This window comes from Streptomyces sp. NPDC050564, assembly GCF_044457265.1.
Lineage (GTDB): Bacteria > Actinomycetota > Actinomycetes > Streptomycetales > Streptomycetaceae > Streptomyces.
Genome location: NZ_JBITGS010000001.1, coordinates 423,075 through 446,356, shown reverse-complemented (window position 1 = coordinate 446,356; position 23,282 = coordinate 423,075). Strand labels below are relative to the sequence as shown.

The 23,282-nt window shown below is 71.3% G+C and carries 17 protein-coding genes; 12 read left to right on the top strand and 5 right to left on the bottom strand.

Annotated elements, in window-relative coordinates; translation table 11 throughout:
* Positions 1-22 precede the first annotated feature (22 nt).
* Positions 23-607, bottom strand: a complete 585-nt coding sequence (locus ACIBK0_RS01980) for a response regulator (protein WP_399074545.1) — start codon at positions 605-607, stop codon at positions 23-25.
* A 13-nt stretch (positions 608-620) separates the two neighbouring features.
* Positions 621-4,772: a HAMP domain-containing protein gene (locus ACIBK0_RS01975; RefSeq protein ID WP_399074543.1), complete on the bottom strand. Its 4,152-nt coding sequence runs from the start codon at positions 4,770-4,772 to the stop codon at positions 621-623.
* A 133-nt stretch (positions 4,773-4,905) separates the two neighbouring features.
* Here ACIBK0_RS01975 and ACIBK0_RS01970 point away from each other — a divergent pair, with 133 nt between their 5' ends.
* Both ACIBK0_RS01970 and hemW read left to right on the top strand, forming a co-directional pair.
* Positions 4,906-7,173, top strand: a complete 2,268-nt coding sequence (locus ACIBK0_RS01970) for a SpoIIE family protein phosphatase (protein ID WP_399074541.1) — start codon at positions 4,906-4,908, stop codon at positions 7,171-7,173.
* Between the two features lie 194 nt (positions 7,174-7,367).
* The gene (hemW, locus tag ACIBK0_RS01965) at positions 7,368-8,600 is read left to right on the top strand and encodes a radical SAM family heme chaperone HemW (RefSeq protein WP_399074539.1); all 1,233 of its coding nucleotides are present in this window, start codon (positions 7,368-7,370) and stop codon (positions 8,598-8,600) included.
* Positions 8,601-8,706: 106 nt separating this feature from the next.
* Here hemW and ACIBK0_RS01960 read toward each other — a convergent pair whose 3' ends face one another.
* Together ACIBK0_RS01960 and ACIBK0_RS01955 are read right to left on the bottom strand one after the other, a co-directional pair.
* Entirely contained in the window at positions 8,707-9,510 is an 804-nt protein-coding gene (locus ACIBK0_RS01960; RefSeq protein WP_399074537.1) for a DUF3097 domain-containing protein, read from the bottom strand.
* A gap of 31 nt (positions 9,511-9,541) precedes the next feature.
* Positions 9,542-10,282, bottom strand: a complete 741-nt coding sequence (locus ACIBK0_RS01955; protein ID WP_399074535.1) for an MBL fold metallo-hydrolase — start codon at positions 10,280-10,282, stop codon at positions 9,542-9,544.
* Positions 10,283-10,452: 170 nt separating this feature from the next.
* Between ACIBK0_RS01955 and hrcA the strand changes: the two genes are divergently transcribed.
* From hrcA to ACIBK0_RS01905, 10 genes are all read left to right on the top strand, one after another.
* Complete coding sequence (gene hrcA / locus ACIBK0_RS01950; protein ID WP_399074533.1) at positions 10,453-11,469, top strand: heat-inducible transcriptional repressor HrcA; 1,017 nt, start codon at positions 10,453-10,455, stop codon at positions 11,467-11,469.
* The gene (dnaJ, locus tag ACIBK0_RS01945) at positions 11,470-12,606 is read left to right on the top strand and encodes a molecular chaperone DnaJ (protein WP_399074531.1); all 1,137 of its coding nucleotides are present in this window, start codon (positions 11,470-11,472) and stop codon (positions 12,604-12,606) included. It abuts the gene before it with no gap.
* Positions 12,607-12,866: 260 nt separating this feature from the next.
* Positions 12,867-13,958, top strand: a complete 1,092-nt coding sequence (locus tag ACIBK0_RS01940) for a nitronate monooxygenase (protein WP_399074529.1) — start codon at positions 12,867-12,869, stop codon at positions 13,956-13,958.
* Entirely contained in the window at positions 13,955-14,704 is a 750-nt protein-coding gene (locus ACIBK0_RS01935) for a 16S rRNA (uracil(1498)-N(3))-methyltransferase (RefSeq protein ID WP_399074527.1), read from the top strand. The genes ACIBK0_RS01940 and ACIBK0_RS01935 overlap by 4 nt, the downstream gene beginning before the upstream one ends.
* An 18-nt stretch (positions 14,705-14,722) precedes the next feature.
* Positions 14,723-15,115 (top strand): VOC family protein, encoded by a 393-nt coding sequence (locus tag ACIBK0_RS01930; protein WP_399074525.1) that lies wholly within the window; start codon positions 14,723-14,725, stop codon positions 15,113-15,115.
* A 183-nt stretch (positions 15,116-15,298) separates the two neighbouring features.
* The gene (locus tag ACIBK0_RS01925) at positions 15,299-15,817 is read left to right on the top strand and encodes a hypothetical protein (protein WP_399074523.1); all 519 of its coding nucleotides are present in this window, start codon (positions 15,299-15,301) and stop codon (positions 15,815-15,817) included.
* A gap of 84 nt (positions 15,818-15,901) precedes the next feature.
* Complete coding sequence (locus tag ACIBK0_RS01920) at positions 15,902-19,123, top strand: S41 family peptidase (RefSeq protein ID WP_399074521.1); 3,222 nt, start codon at positions 15,902-15,904, stop codon at positions 19,121-19,123.
* A 371-nt stretch (positions 19,124-19,494) separates the two neighbouring features.
* On the top strand, positions 19,495-19,848 hold the full coding sequence (locus tag ACIBK0_RS01915) for a histidine triad nucleotide-binding protein (RefSeq protein ID WP_399074519.1): 354 nt from the start codon (positions 19,495-19,497) through the stop codon (positions 19,846-19,848).
* A 6-nt stretch (positions 19,849-19,854) separates the two neighbouring features.
* Complete coding sequence (locus tag ACIBK0_RS01910; protein WP_399074517.1) at positions 19,855-20,760, top strand: ribonuclease Z; 906 nt, start codon at positions 19,855-19,857, stop codon at positions 20,758-20,760.
* Between the two features lie 128 nt (positions 20,761-20,888).
* Positions 20,889-21,881: an adenosine deaminase gene (locus ACIBK0_RS01905; RefSeq protein ID WP_399074515.1), complete on the top strand. Its 993-nt coding sequence runs from the start codon at positions 20,889-20,891 to the stop codon at positions 21,879-21,881.
* Between the two features lie 3 nt (positions 21,882-21,884).
* Here the strand turns inward: ACIBK0_RS01905 and ACIBK0_RS01900 are convergent, their stop codons facing one another.
* A complete protein-coding gene (locus ACIBK0_RS01900) occupies positions 21,885-23,132 on the bottom strand; it encodes an MFS transporter (RefSeq protein WP_399074513.1) in 1,248 nt (415 codons plus the stop codon).
* Positions 23,133-23,282: the final 150 nt, after the last annotated feature.

The following is a 23,282-nucleotide window of genomic DNA, read 5'->3' as shown; positions in this document are numbered from 1 at the left end:
CAAGCGGCGCGGGGGGGCGGGGCTACAGGCCCCGCCCCCTCCGCATCTCTCTCAACAGCTCCTCCATCTGACGTACCTGATGACGCAGTTCGAAGACGTCCTGGAGGCTGCTGGCAGCCATGTGCGTCTCGATCTTCTTCAGCCGGTTGGCGAGCTCGTCGAACTGCTCCTGTTCGCGTGCGAGCATCCGCTCGAGCTGCTGGTTCTTGCGGTGCAGGTCGAGGAAGACGGTGACCTTGGCGCGCAGGACCCATGGGTCGAAGGGTTTCGTCAGATAGTCGGCGGCGCCGGTCGCATACCCGCGGAAGGCGTAGCCCGCGTCGGCGTCCGTGCCGGTCAGGAAGATGATGGGGACGTCCTTCGTCTGGTCGAGCCGCTTGATGTTCGCGGCGGTCTCGAAGCCGTCCATGCCCGGCATCCGGATGTCGAGCAGGACGACGGCGAACCGCCGCCGCAGCAGGGCCTTCATCGCCTCCTCGCCGGAACGCGCGCGCACCAGTGGTTCGTTGAGGGACCCCAGGACGGCCTCCAGTGCGATCAGGTTGTCCTCCATGTCGTCGACAAGAAGGATGCTGGCGCGCTCGTCGGTCGTTTCCTCAGCGCTCATGATGACTGTTGCCTCACTCAGTCGTCGGTGGAACCGCGGACTCCCCTGATGTGCTCGGTCCCGGTACAACCGCACCGTCCGCGGGGTCCTGCTCCGGCTCGTCCGTGCCCTCCGGGTCGAGGAGGGCGCAGACGACGGTGAGGAGCTGGTCGACGTCCACCGGCTTCGGTACGTAGTCGTTGGCGCCCCGTGCGATGGACTTCTCGCGGTCGCCGGGCATCGCCTTCGCGGTCAGCGCGACGATGGGCAGGCCGGTCCAGCGCGGGGTGCGGCGGATGGCGGAGATCGTTTCGTAGCCGTCCATCTCCGGCATCATGATGTCCATCAGGACGAGTTCGACATCGGGATTGCGTTCGAGCGTCTCGATGCCCTCGCGGCCGTTCTCCGCGTAGAGGACGGGCATGCCGACACGGCCCAGGACATGGGTGAGCGCGAAGACGTTGCGGATGTCGTCGTCCACGATCAACACCCGTCGACCCGGCAGGACTTGACCCGCCCGGCCGGACTTCCATGCCTCCAGTTTGGTGGGTGTCGGCCAGGTGTCGTCGGTGTCGTGCGCGGTGTACGGCTCGCTGGACAGCTGCTCGGGCACGTGCACCTGGCGGTCCTCGGGGGCGGGGCCGGTCGCCGTGTGCCCGGGGCTCACGACAGGGACGTACAGCGTGAAGGTGGAGCCCTTGCCGGGCTTGCTCTCGGCGATGATCCGGCCGCCGAGCAGCCCGGCGATCTCCCGGCTGATCGACAGGCCGAGGCCCGTGCCGCCGTACTTGCGGTTGGTGGTGCCGTCGGCCTGCTGGAACGCCTCGAAGATCACCGGGAGTTTCTCCGCGGCGATGCCGATGCCGGTGTCGGTGACCGCGAAGGCGATCACGTCGTCGCTGTTCTCGCGGGTGAAGTTGTGTTCCGGGTCCTTGAGGCGGTTGACGCGCAGCTCGACGCGACCGGTCGCGGTGAACTTGATCGCGTTGGAGAGCAGGTTGCGCAGGATCTGCTGGAGCCGCTGCTCGTCCGAGTACATCTCCCGTGGTACGTCCTCGCCGACCGTCACCTCGAAGGCGAGCCCCCGGTCCAGAGTGAGCGGGCGGAAGGTCGCGTGGACGTAGTCGAGCAGCTTGATGAGGGGGAGTCGCTTGGGGCGTACGTCCATCCGGCCGGCCTCGATCTTCGACAGGTCCAGGATGTCGTTGATCAGCTGGAGGAGGTCGGAGCCGGAGCGGTGGATGGTGGTCGCGAACTGCACCTCCTGGTCGGAGAGATGGCCGTCCGGGTTGTCGGAGAGCAGCCGGGCGAGGATCAGCAGCGAGTTGAGCGGTGTGCGCAGCTCGTGCGACATGTTCGCCAGGAACTCGGACTTGTACTGCGAGCTGGTCGCCAGCAGGGCCGCCTTCTCTTCGAGTTCGGCGTTCGAGCGCTGCAGCTCGGCCTGCTGTGACTGGAGTTCGTCCGAGCGGTCCTGGAGCTGGACGGCCAGCCGTTGGGACTCCCCGAGCAGGGACTCCGTACGGGAGTTGGCGATGATGGTGTTGATGGCGACGCCGATGGTGTTCACGAACTGGTCGAAGAAGGCCAGGTGGACGTCGGAGAAGCGGGAGAAGGAGGCGAGTTCGATGACGCCCAGCAGCTTGTCCTCGAAGAGGATCGGGATGATCACGACGCTCGCCGGGGCCGCCTCGCCGAGCCCGCTGTTGATTTTGATGTAGTCCGGCGGGGCCTCTTCGACGAGGATGCGCTTCTTCTCGCGCGCCGCCTGCCGGACCAGGCCGTGCACCGGCATGCCGCCGGTGTCGACGGTCGCGCCCTGCGCCGAGCCGTACCCGGCGATGAAGGCGAGTCCCTTGGTGGGCACCGCCGTTCGCAGTGACGTGCCGTCCTCTTCCGGGTCGGCCAGGAAGAAGGCGCCGTACTGGGCGTTCACCAGCGGGGTCAGCTCGCGCAGGATCAGGTCGGCGACCTCCATCAGGTCCCGGTGGCCCTGCATCAGCGCGGCGAGGCGGGCGAGGTTCGACTCCAGCCAGTCCTTCGCGCGCGTGGTCTCGCGGAGGTTGGCCACCATCAGGTTGATGTTGTCCTTCAGCTCGGCGACCTCGCCCTGGGTCTCCACCGTGATGGAGCGGGACATGTCGCCCTGGGCCACGGCGGACGCCACTTCGGCGATCGCGCGGACCTGGGTGGTGAGGTTGGAGGCGAGCTCGTTCACGTTCGTCGTCAGGCGCTTCCAGGTGCCGTACACGCCCTCGACCCGGGCCTGGCCGCCGAGTTGGCCCTCGGAGCCCACCTCGCGGGCCACGCGGGTGACCTCGGAGGAGAAGGAGGAGAGGGTGTCGACCATGGTGTTGATGGTCGTCTTCAGTTCGAGGATCTCGCCGCGGGCGTCCACGTCGATCTTCTTCGACAGGTCGCCCTGGGCCACGGCGGTCGCGACCTGCGCGATGTTCCGCACCTGTGAGGTCAGGTTGTCGGCCATGTAGTTGACGTTGTCGGTGAGGTCCCGCCAGACGCCCGACACGCCGAGCACCTGGGCGCGGCCGCCCAGCCGTCCGTCGGTACCGACCTCGCGGGCGACGCGGGTGACCTCGTCGGCGAAGGCGCGCAGCTGCTCCACCATCGTGTTGACGGTGTCCTTCAGCTCCAGGATCTCGCCGCGGGCGTCGACGGTGATCTTCTTCGACAGGTCGCCGTTCGCGACCGCCGTGGTCACCTGGGCGATGTTCCGGACCTGTGAGGTCAGGTTCAGGGCCATGAAGTTGACGTTGTCGGTGAGGTCCTTCCAGACGCCCGACACACCGCGCACCTGGGCCTGCCCGCCGAGGTTTCCCTCGGTGCCGACTTCGCGGGCGACGCGGGTGACCTCGTCGGCGAAGGCGGAGAGCTGGTCGACCATGGTGTTGATGGTCGACTTGAGCTCCAGGATCTCGCCCTTCGCCTCGACGGTGATCTTCTTGCCGAGGTCGCCCTGCGCCACGGCGGTGGAGACGAGAGCGATATTGCGGACCTGCGACGTGAGATTGTCCGCCATGAAGTTGACGTTGTCGGTGAGGTCCTTCCATACGCCGCTCACCCCGCGAACTTGCGCCCGGCCGCCTAGGTTTCCCTCGGTGCCGACTTCGCGGGCGACGCGGGTGACCTCGTCGGCGAAGGCGGAGAGCTGGTCGACCATGGTGTTGATGGTCGACTTCAGTTCGAGGATCTCGCCCTGCGCGTCGACCGTGATCTTCTGGCTGAGGTCGCCGTTCGCCACGGCCGTCGTGACCTGGGCGATGTTCCGGACCTGGGACGTCAGGTTCGAGGCCATGAAGTTGACGTTGTCGGTGAGGTCCTTCCAGACCCCGCTCACGCCCCGCACCTGCGCGCGTCCGCCCAACTGGCCCTCGGTGCCGACTTCGCGGGCGACCCGGGTGACCTCGTCGGCGAAGGCGGAGAGCTGGTCGACCATGGTGTTCACGGTGAGCTTCAGTTCGAGGAGCTCGCCGGTCGCCTCGACGGTCACCGTACGGGTCAGGTCGCCGCGCGCCACCGCCGTGGTCACCAGGGCGATGTCTCGCACCTGGGCCGTCAGACGGGAGGCCATCGTGTTGACCGCCTCCGTCACATCCCGCCAACTACCCGACAGGCCCGTGACCTTGGCGCGGCCACCGAGCCGCCCCTCGGTGCCGACCTCGCGGGCGACACGGGTGACCTCGCCGGTGAAGAGGGAGAGCTGGTCGACCATCTTGTTGACGGCGCGGCCCAGTCTGCGTAAGTCGCCGCGGAGTTGACGGTTGCCGTCGTGCAGGTCGACCCGCTGGGTCAGGTCGCCGCCGGCCACCGCGTCGAGGACTCGGGTGGCGTTCGCCGCGGGGGCCACCAGGGCGTCGAGCAGCTGGTTCACGTCGTTGACGCGCGCCGTCCAGCCGCCCTGGCCGGGGCTGGCCGAAAGACGCTCGTCGAGCCGCCCGTGCCGTACCAACTCCCGGCGGACACGCTGCACCTCGGAGTTGAAGTGGGTACTGCGGTCCATGATCTGGTTGAACATCGCGCTGAGGTCGGCCACCAGGCCGTGCCCCGTTTCCGGCACCTTGCTGAAATCCCCGTCCCGTGCGGCGGTCATCGCGGCGAGCAGCGGACGCAGATCCGATGCTCGAATCTGTCCGTCTTCGAGCACACGCATACCACTGTTCTCACTCATGGCGGCCCACTTCGGTAACTCGGCGCTTATGGGCAGGGTCAGTCTGTCACTCTGTCCGCATCGCCTGAGGCGTATTCGTCCGAACTGCTCAGGGAGCTGCACAGTGGGGGCCATTCCGACGCAACGGGAGTCCATGGCGCGTGCCCCTGATGCGCCTGCGCACAACCGCGCCGGCCAGGAAGTCGTGGCCCGCACCGCGCTGCCCGGCACTCCGCTCGCCCCCGGAGCCGCCCGCCGGTTCGTGCGTGGCACGCTCGCCGACTGGACCGAACTCGCCCTTCCGGGCGCCGAGATCATCGACGACCGCCTCACCGACGACGCCATCCTGGTGATCAGCGAACTCGTCACCAACGCCGTGGTGCACGCGGGCACCGACGTCGAGCTGCTGTGCCGCCTCGAAACCGCGGGTGACGGGGCGCCGGGACCGTTGGTCATCGAGGTCTCCGACCACCACCCCTCGCGCGCGGTACGCGACGACAGTATCGAACGGCCGTACGGCACGCCGGAGTACGGGCGCGGGTTACGGCTCGTGTCCGCGCTCTCCGACGCCTGGGGGATCACCTATCGCACCGGGGTCAAGACCGTGTGGGCGCGGCTGCCCGTCGACGGGAGCGCGGTCATGGAGGTGGCGGGCAATTCGGGTGCGCAAGGCGTCCCTGCAGCGGGTGGCGTCCCGGGCGCCGAGACGATGTCGGAAGCCGACAGGAATTCCGCATCCGGAAGGATCTCGAATACGGGAAGGATCTCGGATGCGGGGTGGATCTCGGATCCGGGAGGGGGATCGGATTCGGGGCGGATCTCGGACGCGGGAAGGGGTTCGGGCTCGGGTTCGGGAAGGGGCTCGGACGTGGGCGGGATCTCGAGTTCGGGAAAGGGCTCGGACGGAGGAAAGGTCTCGGAATCGGGGCTGATCTCCGATGCGGGAAGGATCTCGGGAGTCGGCAGGATTTCGGGAGCCGAAAGGATTTCCGGAGTCGCGGAGAAGATAGCGGCGTACGCCGGTGAGCAGGCGCTTGAGCGCGGGATACGGGTGGGCGAGATACTCGCCCCCGAGATACTTCCGCCCGAGCCGCGACGCAGCGCCCAGCAGGACCAGGACTGGCTCAACCGCGGGGCGCTCTCCTTCCTCGCCGAGGCGTCCGATCTGCTCGCCGGGCAGCTCGACGAGGATCTGGTGGCCGCGCTCGCCGGACAGCTGCTCGTGCCGCGCCTCGCCGACTGGTGCGCGGTGTGGCTGGAGGACGAGGCCACCGACCGGGCGGGCGGTCTCGGCTTCGCCCTGGGACCCCGGCTGGCCCGGGTGTGGCACGGCAGTGAGAACCGCATCGAGGAGCTGCGCCGTGCCCTGGAGAAGGACCCGCCGCTGCTGCCCGACGCGGTGCGTTCCCGGGCCGTCCCCGTGCCCTGGCCCGGTGAGGCGCTGGGCGGGCGCGGGGCGAGCGGGGCGGCGCTCGCGTACCGGCTGATCGCGGGCGGGCGGCCGCTGGGCACGCTCGTCATCGGACGGGCCGGGCTGGTCGACTTCCCCGACGAGATCACCGGGCTCGTCGAGGACCTCAGCCGTCGCATCGCCCTCTCCATCGGCGCGGCCCGCCAGTACGCGCGCCAGGCCACCATCAGCCGGGTCCTCCAGCGCGGCCTGCTGCCCGGCGCGGTCGCCGAGATCCCGGGCGTACGCAGCGCGCTCGTGTACGAGCCGCTCGACAAGGGCGGGCCCAGCGGCGACTTCTACGACCTGTTCCCCGCGGGCGACGGGCGCTGGTGCTTCGCGGTGGGCGACGTCCAGGGCAAGGGCCCCGAAGCCGCCGTGGTGATCGGCCTGGCCCGGCCCTGGCTGCGGCTGCTGGCCCGTGAGGGCTACCACGTCGCGGACGTCCTCGACCGCCTCAATCAGCTCCTGCTCGACGACGCGACGGAGGCCGCGGACGCGGCGGCCCGTGCGCTCGTGGCAGCGGGCGGGCCGGGGCTGGGCGCGGACCTCGGCCCGCAGACGCGGTTCCTTTCCATGCTGTACGGCGAGCTCGTCCCCTTCGACGGGGGTGTGCGCTGCACTCTGGCCTCCGCCGGGCATCCACTGCCGCTGCTCCTCGGGCCCGACGGTGACGTACGGGAAGTGGCGGGGCCGCAGACTCTTCTCGGCGTCTTCGAGGACGCCTGCTACAGCTCCGAGACCTTCGAGCTGCATGCCGGTGACACCTTGCTGTGTGTCACCGACGGGGTGACGGAGCGGCGCAATGGGTCCCGGCAGTTCGACGACGAGGACGGGCTCGCGAAGGCTCTGGAGGGCTGTGCGGGGCTGAGTGCCGAGCTGATCGCGGAACGGATCCGCAGGCTGGTGCACGAGTTCGGGGCGCGGCCGCCGGAGGACGACATGGCCTTGCTGGTACTGCAGGCCGAGTAGCGGGAACAGCGTTTTTCTCGCCCCCTCCGCCCCTACCCGTCCCGTACCTGGGGGCCCTGCCCCCAGACCGCCCGGGTTGTCTTTTTGGGTGCGGGCCGGTGGGGGCTGGTCGCGCAGTTCCCCGCGCCCCTGACGGGGCGCTCCTGAATTCTGGCGAGCGAGGGCATGGGCGGACGTGCTGGACAATGGAAGGCATGCCTTCCGCACTTCCCGACGGTGAGCCCGTCCCCGACGACGGGGCGCTGCCCGCGCACGCCCTGGCCGGGGCGGCCGAGCGACCCCTCGGGTTCTATCTCCACGTGCCGTACTGCGCGACCCGCTGCGGCTACTGCGACTTCAACACCTACACGGCGACCGAGCTGCGGGGCACCGGAGGCGTGCTCGCCTCCCGCGACAACTACGCGGACACGCTGACCGACGAGGTCCGCCTCGCCCGCAAGGTCCTCGGCGACGACCCGCGCCCCGTTCGCACGGTCTTCGTCGGCGGCGGTACGCCGACCCTGCTCGCCGCCGACGATCTCGTACGGATGCTGGGGGCGATCCGCGACGAGTTCGGGCTCGCGGACGACGCGGAGATCACGACCGAGGCGAACCCGGAGTCGGTGGACCCGGCATACCTGGCGACCCTGCGCGCCGGGGGCTTCAACCGGATCTCCTTCGGCATGCAGAGCGCCCGGCAGCACGTACTGAAGGTGCTCGATCGTACGCACACCCCCGGCCGCCCCGAGGCCTGTGTCGCCGAGGCCCGCGCGGCGGGCTTCGAGCATGTGAACCTCGACCTGATCTACGGCACGCCCGGGGAGTCCGACGACGACTGGCGCGCGTCGCTCGACGCGGCCCTCGGCGCCGGCCCCGACCACATCTCCGCGTACGCCCTGATCGTCGAGGAGGGCACCCAGCTCGCCCGCCGCATCCGCCGTGGCGAGGTCCCGATGACGGACGACGACGTTCACGCGGACCGCTACCTGATCGCGGACGAGGTGATGTCGGCGGCCGGGTTCGACTGGTACGAGGTGTCGAACTGGGCCACCTCCGAGGCCGGCCGCTGCCTGCACAACGAGCTGTACTGGCGCGGCGCCGACTGGTGGGGCGCGGGCCCCGGCGCCCACAGCCACGTCGGCGGCGTGCGCTGGTGGAATGTGAAGCATCCCGGGGCGTACGCCGCCGCCCTGGCCTCCGGCCGCTCCCCGGGCGCGGGCCGCGAACTCCTCTCCGAGGAGGACCGCCGCGTCGAGCGGATCCTGCTCGAACTGCGGCTGCGCGAGGGCTGCCCGCTGTCCCTGCTCCGGCCGGACGGGCTGGCCGCCTCCCGCCGGGCCTTGTCCGACGGACTTCTCGAACCCGGCCCGTACGACGCCGGTCGCGCCGTTCTCACGCTGCGGGGGCGGCTGCTGGCCGACGCGGTGGTGCGGGACCTGGTGGACTGAGGCACCCGGGGACGCGGCCGGGGTCGGGGGCGGTGCGCCTACCGGCGCGCGCGGGGTGCCGCCTTCTGTGGGGCGGGTGCCGCCCCGGCGGCACGACTGCCCACAGCTACGCCGGGGCCGTCACGAAGTCGATCAGCTCCTCGACCCGGCCCAGGAGTTCCGGCTCCAGGTCCTTGTAGGACCGCACCCGGGACAGGATGTGCTGCCAGGCCGCGCCGGTGTTCTCCGGCCAGCCCAGGGCGCGGCAGACGCCCGTCTTCCAGTCCTGGCCGTGCGGGATCCTGGGCCAGGCCCCGATGCCCACGGAGGACGGCTTCACGGCCTCCCAGATGTCGATGTACGGGTGGCCCAGCACCAGGGCGTGGTCGCTGGTGACCGCGTCCGCGATGCGGGACTCCTTCGTGCCGGGGACCAGGTGGTCGACCAGGACGCCGAGGCGGGCGTCCGGCCCCGGCGCGAAGTCCGCGACGATCGACGGGAGGTCGTCGATGCCCTCCAGGTACTCGACGACGACGCCTTCGATACGGAGGTCGTCGCCCCAGACGCGCTCGACCAGTTCGGCGTCGTGGCGGCCCTCCACGTAGATACGTCCGGCCCGCGCGACCCGGGCCCGCGCGCCGGGGACGGCGACCGAACCGGAGGCCGTGCGGGTGGGACGTACCGGACCGGAGGCCGGGCGGACCAGCGTCACCACCCTGCCCTCCAGAAGGAAGCCGCGCGGCTCCAGCGGGAACACGCGGTGCTTGCCGAAGCGGTCCTCCAGGGTCACCGTGCCCGCCTCGCAGCGGATCACCGCGCCGCAGAAGCCGGTGCCGGGCTCCTCGACCACCAGGCCGGGGTCGGCGGGGACCTCGGGCACGGCCTGGGGCTTCTTCCACGGCGGGGTGAGGTCCGGAGAGTACTGGCGCATTCGGATGACGATAGGAGAAGCTCCCGGCCCGCTACGAAGACACGCCGAAACGTGTGGCCAACGCGTCCCGCTGCGCACGGACAAACGCCGCATTCACCGCCGCGCCGTGTCCCGGCACGTACACCGCGTCCTCCCCGCCCAGGTCGAGCAGCCGGTCCAGCGCCGCCGGCCAGTGGGAGGGAACGGCGTCGGGACCCGCCTGGGGTTCGCCCGACTCCTCCACCAGGTCGCCGCAGAAGACGGTCTCCGGTGAGCCGGGTGGGCCGGGGACCAGGACCACCAGGTCGTGGCAGGTGTGGCCGGGGCCCACGTTGGCGAGCAGGACCTGTATGCCGCCTCCGAGATCGAGGGTCCACTCGCCGGACACCGAGTGGCGGGGGTGGACCAGGAGGTCCGCGGCCTCCGCCGCCTCGCGCGGGTCGAGACCGTTGCGTACGGCGTCCGCGCGCAGCTCCTCGCGGTCGTGCGCGAAGACCGCGTCCAGGCCGACCGCGCCGAACACTTCCACCCCGGCGAACGCGGCCGCCCCGAAGACATGGTCGAAGTGGGGATGTGTGAGTGCGAGGTGCGTCACACGGCGGTCGCCACCGAGGATCCGTCGCGCCTCGGTCCGCAGTTGCGCGCCCTCCCGCAGGCTCGACCCCGCGTCGATCATCAGCGCCGCGCCGTCGCCCACCACGAGCCCGGCCGTGCAGTCCCAGACCGGAAGCCGCTTCCGCCCGACCCGGGGCGCCACCGTTTCCCACCCCAGGTCTTCCCAAGTCAGCCTCATATGGAGACGCTAGCCGTGAGAGCCTGCCAGGCACGACATCGCAGGCCCGCCCTTGCCGGGGCCGTACCTCACCGCCGTACACTGGGCCGGGGAACGCTGGCACTCGCGTGCGCTGAGTGCCAGGCCGAAGGCCACGAAGTGCGCGGGGAAGACTTCTGGAGGTGTGCGCGATGCTCAGTGAACGCAGGCTTGAGGTGCTGCGCGCCATCGTCCAGGACTACGTGGGCACCGAGGAGCCGGTCGGTTCCAAGGCGCTGACCGAGCGGCACCGCCTCGGCGTCTCGCCTGCGACCGTGCGCAACGACATGGCCGTGCTGGAGGACGAGGGCTACATCGCCCAGCCGCACACCAGCGCCGGGCGCATCCCCACCGACAAGGGCTACCGCCTCTTCGTCGACAAGCTCGCGGGCGTCAAGCCGATGACCGCGCCCGAGCGGCGCGCCATCCAGAACTTCCTCGACGGCGCCGTCGACCTCGACGACGTCGTGGGCCGGACCGTACGGCTGCTCGCGCAGCTCACACGGCAGGTCGCTGTGGTGCAGTACCCCTCGCTGACGCGCTCGACCGTGCGGCACGTGGAGCTGCTCTCGCTCGCCCCAGCGCGCGTGATGCTCGTGCTGATCACCGACACCGGCCGGGTCGAGCAGCGCATGATCGACTGCCCTGCGCCGTTCGGCGAGACGTCGCTCGCGGATCTGCGGGCCCGGCTCAACAGCAGGGTCGCGGGCCGCCGTTTCGCGGATGTCCCGCAGCTCGTGCAGGACCTGCCGGAGGCCTTTGAGGCGGAGGACCGCGGTACGGTCTCGACAGTGCTCTCCACCCTTCTGGAGACGCTCGTCGAGGAGACCGAGGAGCGGCTGATGATCGGCGGCACCGCCAATCTCACCCGTTTCGGACATGACTTCCCTCTCACCATCCGGCCGGTGCTCGAAGCGCTGGAGGAGCAGGTGGTGCTCCTCAAGTTGCTTGGTGAGGCCGGGGATTCGAGCATGACCGTGCGAATCGGGCACGAGAACGCGTATGAGGGACTCAACTCCACGTCCGTGGTCTCGGTCGGCTACGGTTCGGGCGGCGAGGCAGTAGCCAAACTCGGCGTGGTCGGCCCGACCCGCATGGATTATCCGGGAACGATGGGAGCGGTACGAGCGGTGGCACGGTACGTCGGACAGATCCTGGCGGAGTCTTAAGTGGCCACGGACTACTACGCCGTACTCGGCGTGCGCCGCGACGCGTCCCAGGACGAGATCAAGAAGGCGTTCCGGAGGCTCGCGCGCGAGCTGCACCCGGACGTCAATCCCGATCCGAAGACGCAGGAGCGGTTCAAGGAGATCAACGCCGCGTACGAGGTGTTGTCGGACCCGCAGAAGAAGCAGGTCTACGACCTCGGCGGCGACCCGCTGTCCCAGTCGGGCGGCGCGGGCGCGGGCGGCTTCGGCGCGGGCGGCTTCGGGAACTTCTCGGACATCATGGATGCCTTCTTCGGTACGGCGTCGCAGCGCGGCCCCCGGTCGCGCACCCGCCGTGGCCAGGACGCCATGATCCGGCTCGAGATCGAGCTGGACGAGGCCGCCTTCGGCACGACGAAGGACATCCAGGTCGACACGGCCGTCGTCTGCGCCACCTGCAATGGGGAAGGCGCGGCGCCGGGCACCTCGGCGCAGACGTGTGACATGTGCCGCGGTCGCGGTGAGGTGTCGCAGGTGACGCGGTCCTTCCTGGGCCAGGTCATGACGTCCCGCCCCTGCCCGCAGTGCCAGGGCTTCGGCACCGTGGTCCCGACCCCGTGCCCGGAGTGCGCGGGCGACGGCCGGGTGCGCTCCCGTCGGACGCTGACCGTGAAGATCCCGGCCGGTGTCGACAACGGCACGCGGATCCAGCTCGCCGGCGAGGGCGAGGTCGGCCCCGGTGGCGGGCCCGCCGGTGACCTCTACGTCGAGATCCACGAGCTGCCGCACGCCGTGTTCCAGCGGCGCGGCGACGATCTGCACTGCACGGTCACCATCCCGATGACCGCGGCGTGCCTCGGCACGAAGGTGCCGCTGGAGACGCTCGACGGCCTGGAGGAGGTCGACATCCGTCCGGGCACGCAGTCCGGGCAGTCGATCCCGCTGCACGGGCGGGGCATCACGCATCTGCGGGGCGGTGGCCGGGGCGATCTGATCGTGCACGTCGAGGTGATGACGCCCACGAAGCTCGATCCCGAGCAGGAGCGGTTGCTGCGGGAGCTTGCGAAGCTGCGGGGTGAGGAGCGGCCGACCGGGCAGTTCCAGCCCGGACAGCAGGGGCTGTTCTCGCGGCTGAAGGACGCGTTCAACGGCCGCTGAGGTGAGGTTTTCGCCCCTCCGCCCCTGGCCGTCCCGTCCCTGGGGGGCTCCGCCCCCCAGGCCCCCGGTCGTCTTTCGGCTGCGGGTGGGTGGGGGCTGGTCGCGCCCACGCGGCGGAGCCGCAAATGTCACAGCCTCGGGCCCCTTACGGGGCGTTCGACAGGGGCGAAAATAGGTGGTCGCGGGTGCCCATCCCGTTGGCCTATGCCAGGCGGAAGGCCGGATTCGGACTTGTACGGGGGACGTGACAACATGCCGTCATGTCCTCCGCACTGACCGATCTCTTCCCCCACCCGATCGTGCAGGCCCCCATGGCGGGCGGCGTCTCCGTCCCGCATCTCGCGGCCGCCGTGTCCGAGGCCGGTGGGCTCGGGTTCCTCGCCGCCGGGTACAAGACCGCCGACGGCATGTACCAGGAGATCAAGCAGCTGCGCGGACTCACGGGCCGCCCCTTCGGTGTGAACCTCTTCATGCCGCAGCCCGAGTATGCGGACTCCGCCGCCGTCGAGGTGTACGCCAACCAGCTCGCTGGTGAGGCCGCCTGGTACGAGACCGAGCTCGGCGACCCCGACAGCGGCCGGGACGACGGCTACGACGCCAAGCTCGCCGTCCTCCTCGACAACCCGGTGCCGGTGGTCTCCTTCCACTTCGGCGTTCCCACCCGCGACGTACTGGACTCGCTCGCCCGCGCCGGCACGCTGACGATGGTCGCCGCGACCACCGCCGAGGAGGCGCTGGCCGTGCAGCGGGCGGGCGCCGCCGTGGTGATCGTGCAGGGCGTCGAGGCGGGCGGCCACCAGGGCACCCACCGCGACAACCCGGAGACGGACGGCACCGGCATAGGGCTGCTCTCGTTGATCGCGCAGGTCCGCGAGACCGTGCAGATCCCGATCGTCGCGGCGGGCGGCATCATGCGCGGCAGCCAGATCGCCGCGGTGCTCGCGGCGGGCGCGAGCGCGGCCCAGCTCGGCACCGCGTTCCTCGCCACCCCCGAGTCCGGCGCGAACGCCATGCACAAGCAGGCGCTGACCAACCCCCTGTTCGTACGGACGGAGTTGACGCGCGCGTTCTCCGGGCGCCCGGCGCGCGGACTGGTCAACCGCTTTTTGCGCGAGCACGGTCCGTACGCGCCCGCCGCGTACCCCGAGATCCACCACCTCACCTCCCCGCTGCGCAAGGCGGCCGCCGCGGCGGGCGACGCGCAGGGCATGGCACTGTGGGCCGGTCAGGGCCACCGCATGGCCCGCGAACTGCCTGCGGGGCAGCTGGTGGAGGTGCTGAGCGCCGAACTCGCCGCCGCCAGGACAGCGTTGTCGGCGCTCCCGGAAGAGGACGGGGGTGCGGGCCGATGACCGCCCCGGTGTTCGTGGTCGAAGATTTCAACGCGGGGGGCGGCGGACGCTATGTCCTCGACGGGCCCGAGGGGCGGCACGCCGTCTCGGTGAAGCGGCTGCGGCCCGGCGAGGACGTCGTCCTCACCGACGGGGCCGGGCGCTGGGCGGAGTGCGTGGTGCTGGAGACCGAGGGCAAGGACCGGCTGATCGTCCGGATGGACTCGGTGACCGAGGAGCCGGCGGAGGAGCCGCGCATCACCGTCGTGCAGGCCCTGCCCAAGGGCGACCGGGGCGAGCTCGCCGTCGAGACCATGACGGAGACCGGCGTGGACGCGATCGTGCCCTGGGCGGCCTCCCGCTGCATCACGCAGTGGAAGGGCGAGCGGGGGCTGAAGGCGCTCGCCAAATGGCGGGCCACGGCCCGGGAGGCCGGCAAGCAGTCCCGGCGCGTCCGCTTCCCCGAGGTCGCGGACGCGATGTCGACCAAGCAGGTTGCCGCACTTCTCGCCAAAGCGGATCTGGCGGCGGTACTGCACGAGGACACGGAGCTCGGGACCGAGCCGTTCGCGACGGCCGAACTGCCCGGTTCCGGGGAGATCGTCCTTGTGGTCGGCCCCGAGGGCGGGATCTCGCCCGAGGAGGTGGCGCTGTTCACCGAGGCGGGTGCGCGGACGTTCCACCTGGGGCGTACCGTGCTGCGTACTTCGACCGCCGGGACCGTGGCGGCGGCGCTGCTGCTGGCCCGTACCGGTCGCTGGTCCTGACACTCACGGGGGATCGCCTTGGAACTCGCTCAGGTACGGCTGCTCGTCTCGGACTTCGCCGCCTGTTACCGCTTCTACGCCGAGGTGCTGGGTCTCAAGCCCCAGTCGGGTGCGACGGAGGGGCCGTACGAGAAGTTCAGCCCCGCCACCGGGTCGGCGGGCATCGCCATACAGGACCGGTCGGTGATGGCCGAAGTCCTGGGTGAACTGGGCGACTTGGCTACCGGGCATCGGTCGTTGGTGGTGCTACGGGTGGATGACCTGGACGCGTACTGCGAGCAGATCGCCTCGCGTGGCGCGACCGTCCTGCACGGTCCTGTCCCCATGACCGACCGCATGCGCGTCGCCCACCTCAAGGACCCGGAGGGCAACCTGGTGGAGCTCCAGGAGTGGCTCCTCCTGCGTACCTGAGGGCCAGGCCTCTTTCGCCCCCGCCGCCCCGGCAGGGGCGGCGGGGGTGAAAAACCCTCCTTCGGGTGGTCCTGGGGATCGTGGCCGCATGCGGTCTACCGCCGTTCGCGGGACAGTGGCAGGCTGCCGTCTATGGGGGCTTTGAGGCGGATAAGGCGTCGGACAGGGCGTCGACAGGTGCTGATGGCGGTGGGGCTCGGAGCGGCCGGAGTGTTCGGGGTGGCCGCGTGCGAGCCGACGGGCGGGCTGAGTTCGGCCACGGTGGCCTACACGACCGACCGGACCGCGACCAAGGAACTCGAACGACAGCATGTGAACGTGCGCTGGCTCAGCTGCACGGCGTCCTACGGCGGGGCCAACAAGGCCTACACCCCCGGGAAGACGCCCGCGCCGACCGTGAGCACCGCCGCCTCCGTCGACTGCCAGGGGCAGACGGATGACGGACGGGAGATCGTCGTCAAGGGCAAGGTCACCCGCGCCGTCGACGGCGCGTGCGTACGCGGGGACCTGCGCGCCACGGTCGGCGGCAAGGAGTGGTTCCACGTGAGCGGCCTCGGGAACTGCAACGCCACGAACGCCCCCAACCCGCCCATCTCGTACCACCCCACGAACGGGCAGCCCAACCCCACCGTCACCGTCACCGTGACGAAGACCATGTGGTGCAAGGGCGACCCGACCTGCTGGCCCTCCCAGGGCAAGTGACCTGCCCGGTGACCTGCCAGGCCCACACGGATCAAGTGATCGAAACCCCTTTCAAGGGGTGCGGTCGCTGCATAGGGTGATCGGGTGACAGAGTCCGCAGCCTCCGCGTATCTCCGGTTTCCGCATCTGCACGGCGAGTTGGTCGTCTTCACGGCCGAGGACGACGTCTGGGCCGCCCCGCTCGACGGCGAAGGCAGGGCCTGGCGGGTCAGCGCCGACAACGTCCCGGTGAACCATCCGCGCATCTCCCCGGACGGCACGACGGTCGCCTGGACGTCCACGCGTGACGGGGCGCCCGAGGTACACGCCGCCGCCCTGGCCGGCGGACCGTCCAAGCGACTGACGTACTGGGGCAGTTCGAAGACCCAGGTGCGCGGCTGGACCGCGGACGGTCAGGTGCTCGCGCTCAGCACCCAGGGACAGGCGAGCCTGCGGCGCAGCTGGGCCCGGGCCGTCCCACTCGACGGCGGCCCCGCGACGACCCTTCCCTACGGGCCCGTCGGCGACATCGCCCACGGCGGCCCGGGTGTCGTGCTGCTGTCCGCGCCCATGGGGCGCGAGGCCGCCTGGTGGAAGCGGTATCGCGGCGGCACGGCGGGCAAGCTGTGGATCGACCGGGAGGGCGACGGGGACTCCGCTTTCGTACGGCTGCATGAAGAGCTCGACGGGAACATCGAATATCCCCTCTGGGTGGGGGAGCGGATCGCCTTCCTGTCCGACCACGAAGGTGTCGGGGCGCTCTACTCCTCCCTCGCCGACGGCTCCGACCTGCGGCGCCACACGCCCGGTGGGGGAGGGTTCTACGCCCGCCACGCGGCCACCGACGGCACGCGGGTCGTGTACGCGTCCGCCGGTGAACTGTGGCTCCTCGACGACCTGGAGGGCGCCGAGCCGCGCAGGCTGGACATCCGCCTCGGCGGCCAGCGCGTCGACCAGCAGCCGCACCCGGTGAGCGCCTCGCGCTGGTTCTCCGCCGCCGCGCCCGACCACACCGGACGCGGCAGCGCGGTCTCGGTGCGCGGCGCCGTCCACTGGGTCACGCACCGCTCGGGTCCGGCCCGCGCCCTCGCCGCCGAGCAGGGCGTGCGCTCCCGGCTGCCCCGCACCTTCCGGGCGGAGGGCGAGGAGCACGTGGTGTGGGTGACCGACGCGGAGGGCGACGACGCCCTGGAGTTCGCCCCGGCGACGGGAGTCGCGCCGGGGGCGACCCCGCGCCGACTCGCCGCCGGGCAGCTCGGACGGGTCCTCGGGCTCGCGATGGCGCCCGACGGGAGCCGCGCCGCCGTCGCCTCGCACGACGGCCGTGTGCTGCTCGTCGAACGGGAGAGCGGGGAGGTGCGCGAGGTCGACCGCAGCGAGGACGGTGAGGTCAGCGGCCTTGTCTTCTCGCCCGACTCGGCCTGGCTCGCCTGGTCGCACCCGGGACCGCGCCCGCTGCGCCAGCTCAAGCTGGCCAACACCGCCGACCTGTCGGTGACCGAGGCGACCCCGCTCCGGTTCCGCGACTACGAGCCCGCGTTCACGCTCGACGGCAAGCACCTCGGCTTCCTCTCGGCGCGCGCGTTCGACCCCGTCTACGACGAGCACGTCTTCGACCTGGCGTTCGTGGGCGGCTCGCGGCCCTACCTGATCACCCTGGCCGCGACCACGCCGTCCCCCTTCGGGCCGCAGCGGCACGGCCGCCCCTTCGAGGCGCCGGACAAGGACGAGACGCCCGACAGCGAGGGCGCCCCCACGACCCGCATCGACCTCGACGGGCTCGCCGACCGGATCGTGCCGTTCCCCGTCGAGGCCGCGCGCTACTCGACGCTGCGTGCCGCCAAGGACGGGCTGCTGTGGCTGCGGCACCCGGTCCGCGGTGTGCTCGGCGCCTCCCGCGCCACGCCCGACGACCCGGACCCGCAGACCGAGCTGGAGCGGTACGACCTCGCCCACCAGCGCATCGAGCATCTCGCCGCGGACGCCGACCACTTCGCCGTCACGGGCGACGGCAAGCGGGTCCTGCTGTGGACCGACGGCAAGCTCAAGGTCGTACCCAGCGACCGGCGCGCCTCGAACGACGACGAGAGCGACACGAACATCACCGTCGATCTGTCGCGGGTCCGGCAGACCGTCGACCCGGCCGCCGAGTGGCGGCAGATGTACGACGAGACGGGCCGCCTGATGCGGGACAACTTCTGGCGGCCCGACCTGGGCGGGGTCGACTGGGACGCCGTACTCGACCGCTATCGGCCGGTTCTGGAGCGGGTCGCCACGCACGACGATCTCGTCGACCTGCTCTGGGAGGTGCACGGCGAACTCGGCACCTCGCACGCGTACGTCATGCCGCGTGGCGGAGGGGGTGGCGGCGACCGGGCACAGGGGCTGCTCGGCGCGGACATCTCCCGTCATGAGGACGGCAGTTGGCGCATCGACCGGATCCTCCCGTCCGAGACCTCCGACCCGGACGCGCGGGCGCCGCTCGCCGCTCCGGGGGTCGCGGTGCGCGCCGGAGACGCGATCGTCGCGGTCGCCGGGCAGCCGGTGGACCCGGTGGCCGGGCCCGGGCCGCTGCTCGTCGGCACGGCGGGCAAGCCGGTGGAGCTGACCATCTCGCCTTCGGGCGGCGGCGATCCACGTCACGCGGTCGTCGTCCCGCTCGCGGACGAGGAGCCGCTGCGCTACCACGACTGGGTGGCGGACCGGCGGGCGTACGTCCACGAGCAGTCCGGGGGCCGCCTCGGGTATCTGCACGTGCCGGACATGGTCGGCTCCGGGTGGGCTCAGCTCCACCGCGACCTGCGCATCGAGGTGGCCCGGGAGGGGCTGGTGGTGGACGTACGCGAGAACCGCGGCGGCCACACCTCCCAGCTCGTCGTCGAGAAGCTGGCGCGGCGGATCGTCGGCTGGGACCTGCCGCGCGGCCTGCGCCCGTACAGCTACCCGGAGGACGCGCCACGCGGCCCGGTCGTCGCCGTCGCCAACGAGTTCTCCGGTTCGGACGGCGACATCGTCAACGCGGCGATCAAGGCGCTCGGGATCGGGCCCGTGGTCGGCACCCGTACCTGGGGCGGAGTGATCGGCATCGACAGCCGCTACCGGCTCGTCGACGGCACACTCGTCACCCAGCCCAAGTACGCCTTCTGGCTGGAGGGCTACGAGTGGGGCGTCGAGAACCACGGTGTCGACCCCGACGTCGAGGTCGTCCAGGCTCCGCAGGACTACGCCGCGGGACGGGACACCCAGCTCGACGAGGCGATCCGCATCGCCCTGGCGGCCCTCACCGAGAACCCGGCGAAGGCCGCGCCCGCTTTGCCGCCGCTGTAACCCGCGGCGCCGCCGTGGCGGGGTGATCCACCGCTTCGCGGCGGATGTTGTTCCCCGTCCGTCCGCCCTTCCGGTTGGGCGGCGCACGCCCGCGACGGCGGTGGCCGGGGCACATCCGCGATGGCGGTGGCCGGGGCGGTGAAGGTCCCCGCGGGGCCCGGCGGCTGGAGGATGCCGGGTGGGGGCGGAGCCGTGTTCGATCGGCTCGCCACTGCCTGTGCAGGACCGCGGCCCGGCCGAGCGGTCCTGCCCGGCGGCCGGTCGGTGCGCCCTGTGTACGCCGCTGATGGTCGGCACAGCCGTACGCGGCCTGCCCGGTCGGGCCGATAGCATGCGGAGGTAATGATCGGCTGGCGTGAGGAGGCACACGCATGGCGGGAGAGCCGCAGGACGACTGCCTGTTCTGTAAAATCGTCGCGGGGCACATTCCAGCGACCGTGGTCCGGGAGACCGAGACGACCGTCGCCTTCCGCGACATAAACCCTCAGGCGCCCAGCCACGTCCTGGTCATCCCCAAGGTGCACTACCCGGACGCTGCCGCGCTGGCGGCCGCCGAACCCTCGGTCGTCGCGGACGTGCTGCGCGAGACCGCCGAGGTCGCGGCCGAGGACAAGCTGGAGAGCTACCGGGTCGTGTTCAACACCGGCAGCGGCGCGGGCCAGACCGTCTTCCACGCGCACGCCCATGTGCTGGGCGGTCGCGGCATGCAGTGGCCCCCGGGGTAACCGGCCTTGTCCGTACGCGAATTGGTGGTCCTCGGCACCGCCAGCCAGGTCCCGACCCGGCATCGCAACCACAACGGCTATCTGCTGCGGTGGGACGGCGAGGGACTGCTCTTCGACCCCGGCGAGGGCACGCAGCGCCAGATGCTGCGTGCCGGGGTCGCCGCGCACGACCTGCACCGCATCTGTGTCACGCACTTCCACGGGGACCATTCGCTGGGGCTCGCCGGCGTGATCCAGCGCATCAACCTCGACCGCGTGCCGCACGAGGTGACCGTCCACTATCCGCGCTCCGGCCAGCGGTTCTTCGACCGGCTGCGGTACGCGACCGCCTACCGCGAGACCGTCGAGCTGACGGAAGCCCCGGTCGAGGTCGAGGGCGTGCTGGCGACCACGCCCTCGTACACCTTGGAGGCCCGCAGGCTCTCCCACCCCGTGGAGTCGTTCGGGTACCGGCTGGTCGAGCCGGACGGGCGGCGGATACTGCCGGAGCGGCTCGCCGAGCGCGGCATCAGAGGGCCCGACGTCGGGCGTCTGCAGCGGGAGGGCTCGCTTCACGGGGTGTCCCTCGACGACGTCAGCGAGGTGCGGCACGGGCAGCGGTTCGCGTTCGTCATGGACACCCGGCTGTGCGAGGGGGTGGGCGCGCTCGCCGAAGGGTGCGACCTGCTCGTCATCGAGTCGACGTTCCTCGACGAGGACGAGCAACTGGCCATGGATCACGGCCACTTGACGGCAGGTCAGGCGGGACGGGTGGCCATGGAGGCCGGCGTACGCCATCTCGTGCTCACCCACTTCAGCCAGCGGTACTCCGAGCCCGAGGAGTTCGAGCGGCAGGCTCGGGCCGCGGGGTTCGACGGAGAGCTGACCGTGGCGCACGATCTGGTGCGGGTGCCGGTTCCGAAGCGCCGGTGAGCGAGCCGGCTCCGGGGCGTCCGTGGTCGCGGCCCGGACGCCCTTCCCGAGCGCTCGCCATCGGCACTCTTGATCGCGGCCCGGGGCGCCGATTCCGAGTGCCCGGAAATCGACCGTACGATGCTTTGATGTCCCTCCCCAAAGCAGAACTGCACCTCCACATCGAAGGCACGCTCGAACCCGAGCTCGCCTTCGCGCTCGCCGCGCGCAACGGCGTCACGCTGCCGTACGCGAACACCGAGGAGCTGCGCAAGGCGTATCTCTTCGACGATCTCCAGTCGTTCCTGAACCTGTACTACGAGCTCATGGCCGTACTGCGGACGGAACAGGACTTCGCCGACCTGGCCGACGCCTATCTGGCGCGGGCCGCCGCGCAGGGCGTCCGGCACGCGGAGATCTTCTTCGACCCGCAGGCGCACCTCGCGCGCGGGGTGGACATGGGGACGGTCGTGGAGGGCCTGCATCGCGCGCTGGCCGACAGCATGGAGACGCACGGCATCTCCACGCAGCTGATCATGTGCTTCCTGCGGGACGAGTCCGCCGAGTCGGCCATGGAGACGCTGGAGGCCGCGAAGCCGTACCTCGACCGGATCGTCGGCATCGGACTCGACTCCGCGGAGGTCGGGCACCCGCCGGTCAAGTTCCGCGAGGTGTACGAGGCCGCGGGCGCGCTCGGTCTGCGGCGCGTCGCGCACGCGGGCGAGGAGGGCCCGCCCGCGTACATCACCGAGGCGCTGGACGTGCTCGGCGTCGAGCGCATCGACCACGGGCTGCGCTGCATGGAGGACCCCGCACTGGTCGAGCGGCTCGTGCGGGAGCGGATCCCGCTCACGCTCTGCCCGCTGTCGAACGTACGGCTGCGGGCCGTGGACGTCCTGGAGGAGCACCCGCTGCCGGCCATGATGGACGCCGGGCTGCTGTGCACCGTCAACTCCGACGACCCCGCGTACTTCGGGGGCTATGTCGGCGACACCTTCCACGCCGTGCACGAGGCGCTGGGGCTGGACCAGGAGCGGCTGCGGGAGCTGGCCCGCAACTCGTTCGAGGCGTCCTTCCTGGAGCACGACGAGGAGCGGCGGGCCCGGTACATCGCCGAGGTCGACGCGTACGAGTTCGAGTAGCCGTCAGCCTGTCCCGGACCCCGGTGCGGCCGCTGCCGCCGCTTGCCGGGGTCCCGCCGTGTCGTACGCCGCCCGCCGGGCGGGCACGGCCTCCAGCGGGATCTCGACGACCGGGTGTTCCTGCGGGATGCCGCGCCTGAGGCTTAGCGCCACGGCCGTCATCGGGACGGTGACGGCGAGCAGGCCGAGTGCCAGGATCACGCCCATCGCCGGGAACCCGGCCCGCGCGGAGAGCAGACTCCCGGCGAGCGGGCCGCACGCCGTGCCCAGCGAGGAGGCCGAGCCGACGAGGACCGCCCACCGTCCGCGCGGGTCCAGGGAGGCGGCGAGGCCGATCACGTACGAGAGCACGACCGGGTAGAGCGTGTTCCAGGCGATCTCGCCCGTCGCGAACGAGGACAGGTCGCTCGCCGCCGCGCTGAGCGCGATGCAGCCGGCGATCAGTGCCGTACCCGCGCCGATCGGCAGGGCCGGGCCGAGCCGCGGGCCCAGGGCGCCCGCCCCGATCACGCCCAGCAGCCCGGCGCCGAGCGCCACCGCGAAGACCACGCCGACCGTCACTTCGCCGAGCCCCGCCTGGGTCACGCCGATGCGGCCGCTGACGCCCCAGAGGGAGTTCTGGGCGAGGGACCACAAGAGCATGGCGGCGGCGAGGACCAGGCCGGAGCGGAGGTGGGGGAGCGGAGTCCCGGTGCGCAGAGCCAGGGTCGCCGGGGTGCGGGCCGGGAGGCGCCCGGTCAGGGGCAGCACCAGCAGCGCCGTGCAGGCGATCGCGGCGAGGGGGAGGCCGTGGGCCGGGCCGAGATGAGGGATCGTCAGATACAGCGCGCCCGCGAGGGCGGAGACACCGAGCAGGCCCAGGGTGGTGGTGCGGTGGGGGTCGCGCTGGGCGGCGATGCCGGTCGCGGCGACCGTGGTGGCCGTACCGGATCCGAAGCCGCCGACGATCGCGCCGGTGATGACCAGCGGGACGGCCGAGGTGAGGGCGGCGGTGCCGTAGCCGGCGGCCGCGAGGAGCAGGCCGGTGCGGGCGAGCCTGCGCGGGCCGAAGCGGTCGACGCGGGAGGCGAGCAGGAAGCCCGCCGTCGCCGAACTCAGCAGCAGCGCGCTGCCGATGGCGCCGGCCTGCGTGGCCGAGAGCGGGAGGCCCGCGTCGAGCCTGCCGACGGTGGTCGGGAGCAGATAAGCGGCGAGGTACCCGGCCGTGAAAAGGGCGACGAGGGGCCAGGGCGGGGTGGTGCGGGCGGACACGGGCGTTCCCAGGGCATGCGAAAGAAGCGGCTCAAGAAGGGGGGTTGGGCGGCTGTCGACGGACAGGAACGCGCGGGCAATTTGTATCAAGGGGGTGGGGGTGCGAAGAAGGCGGGGCGGTGTGATGTGGGGCACGTTCTGTTTGGGGTG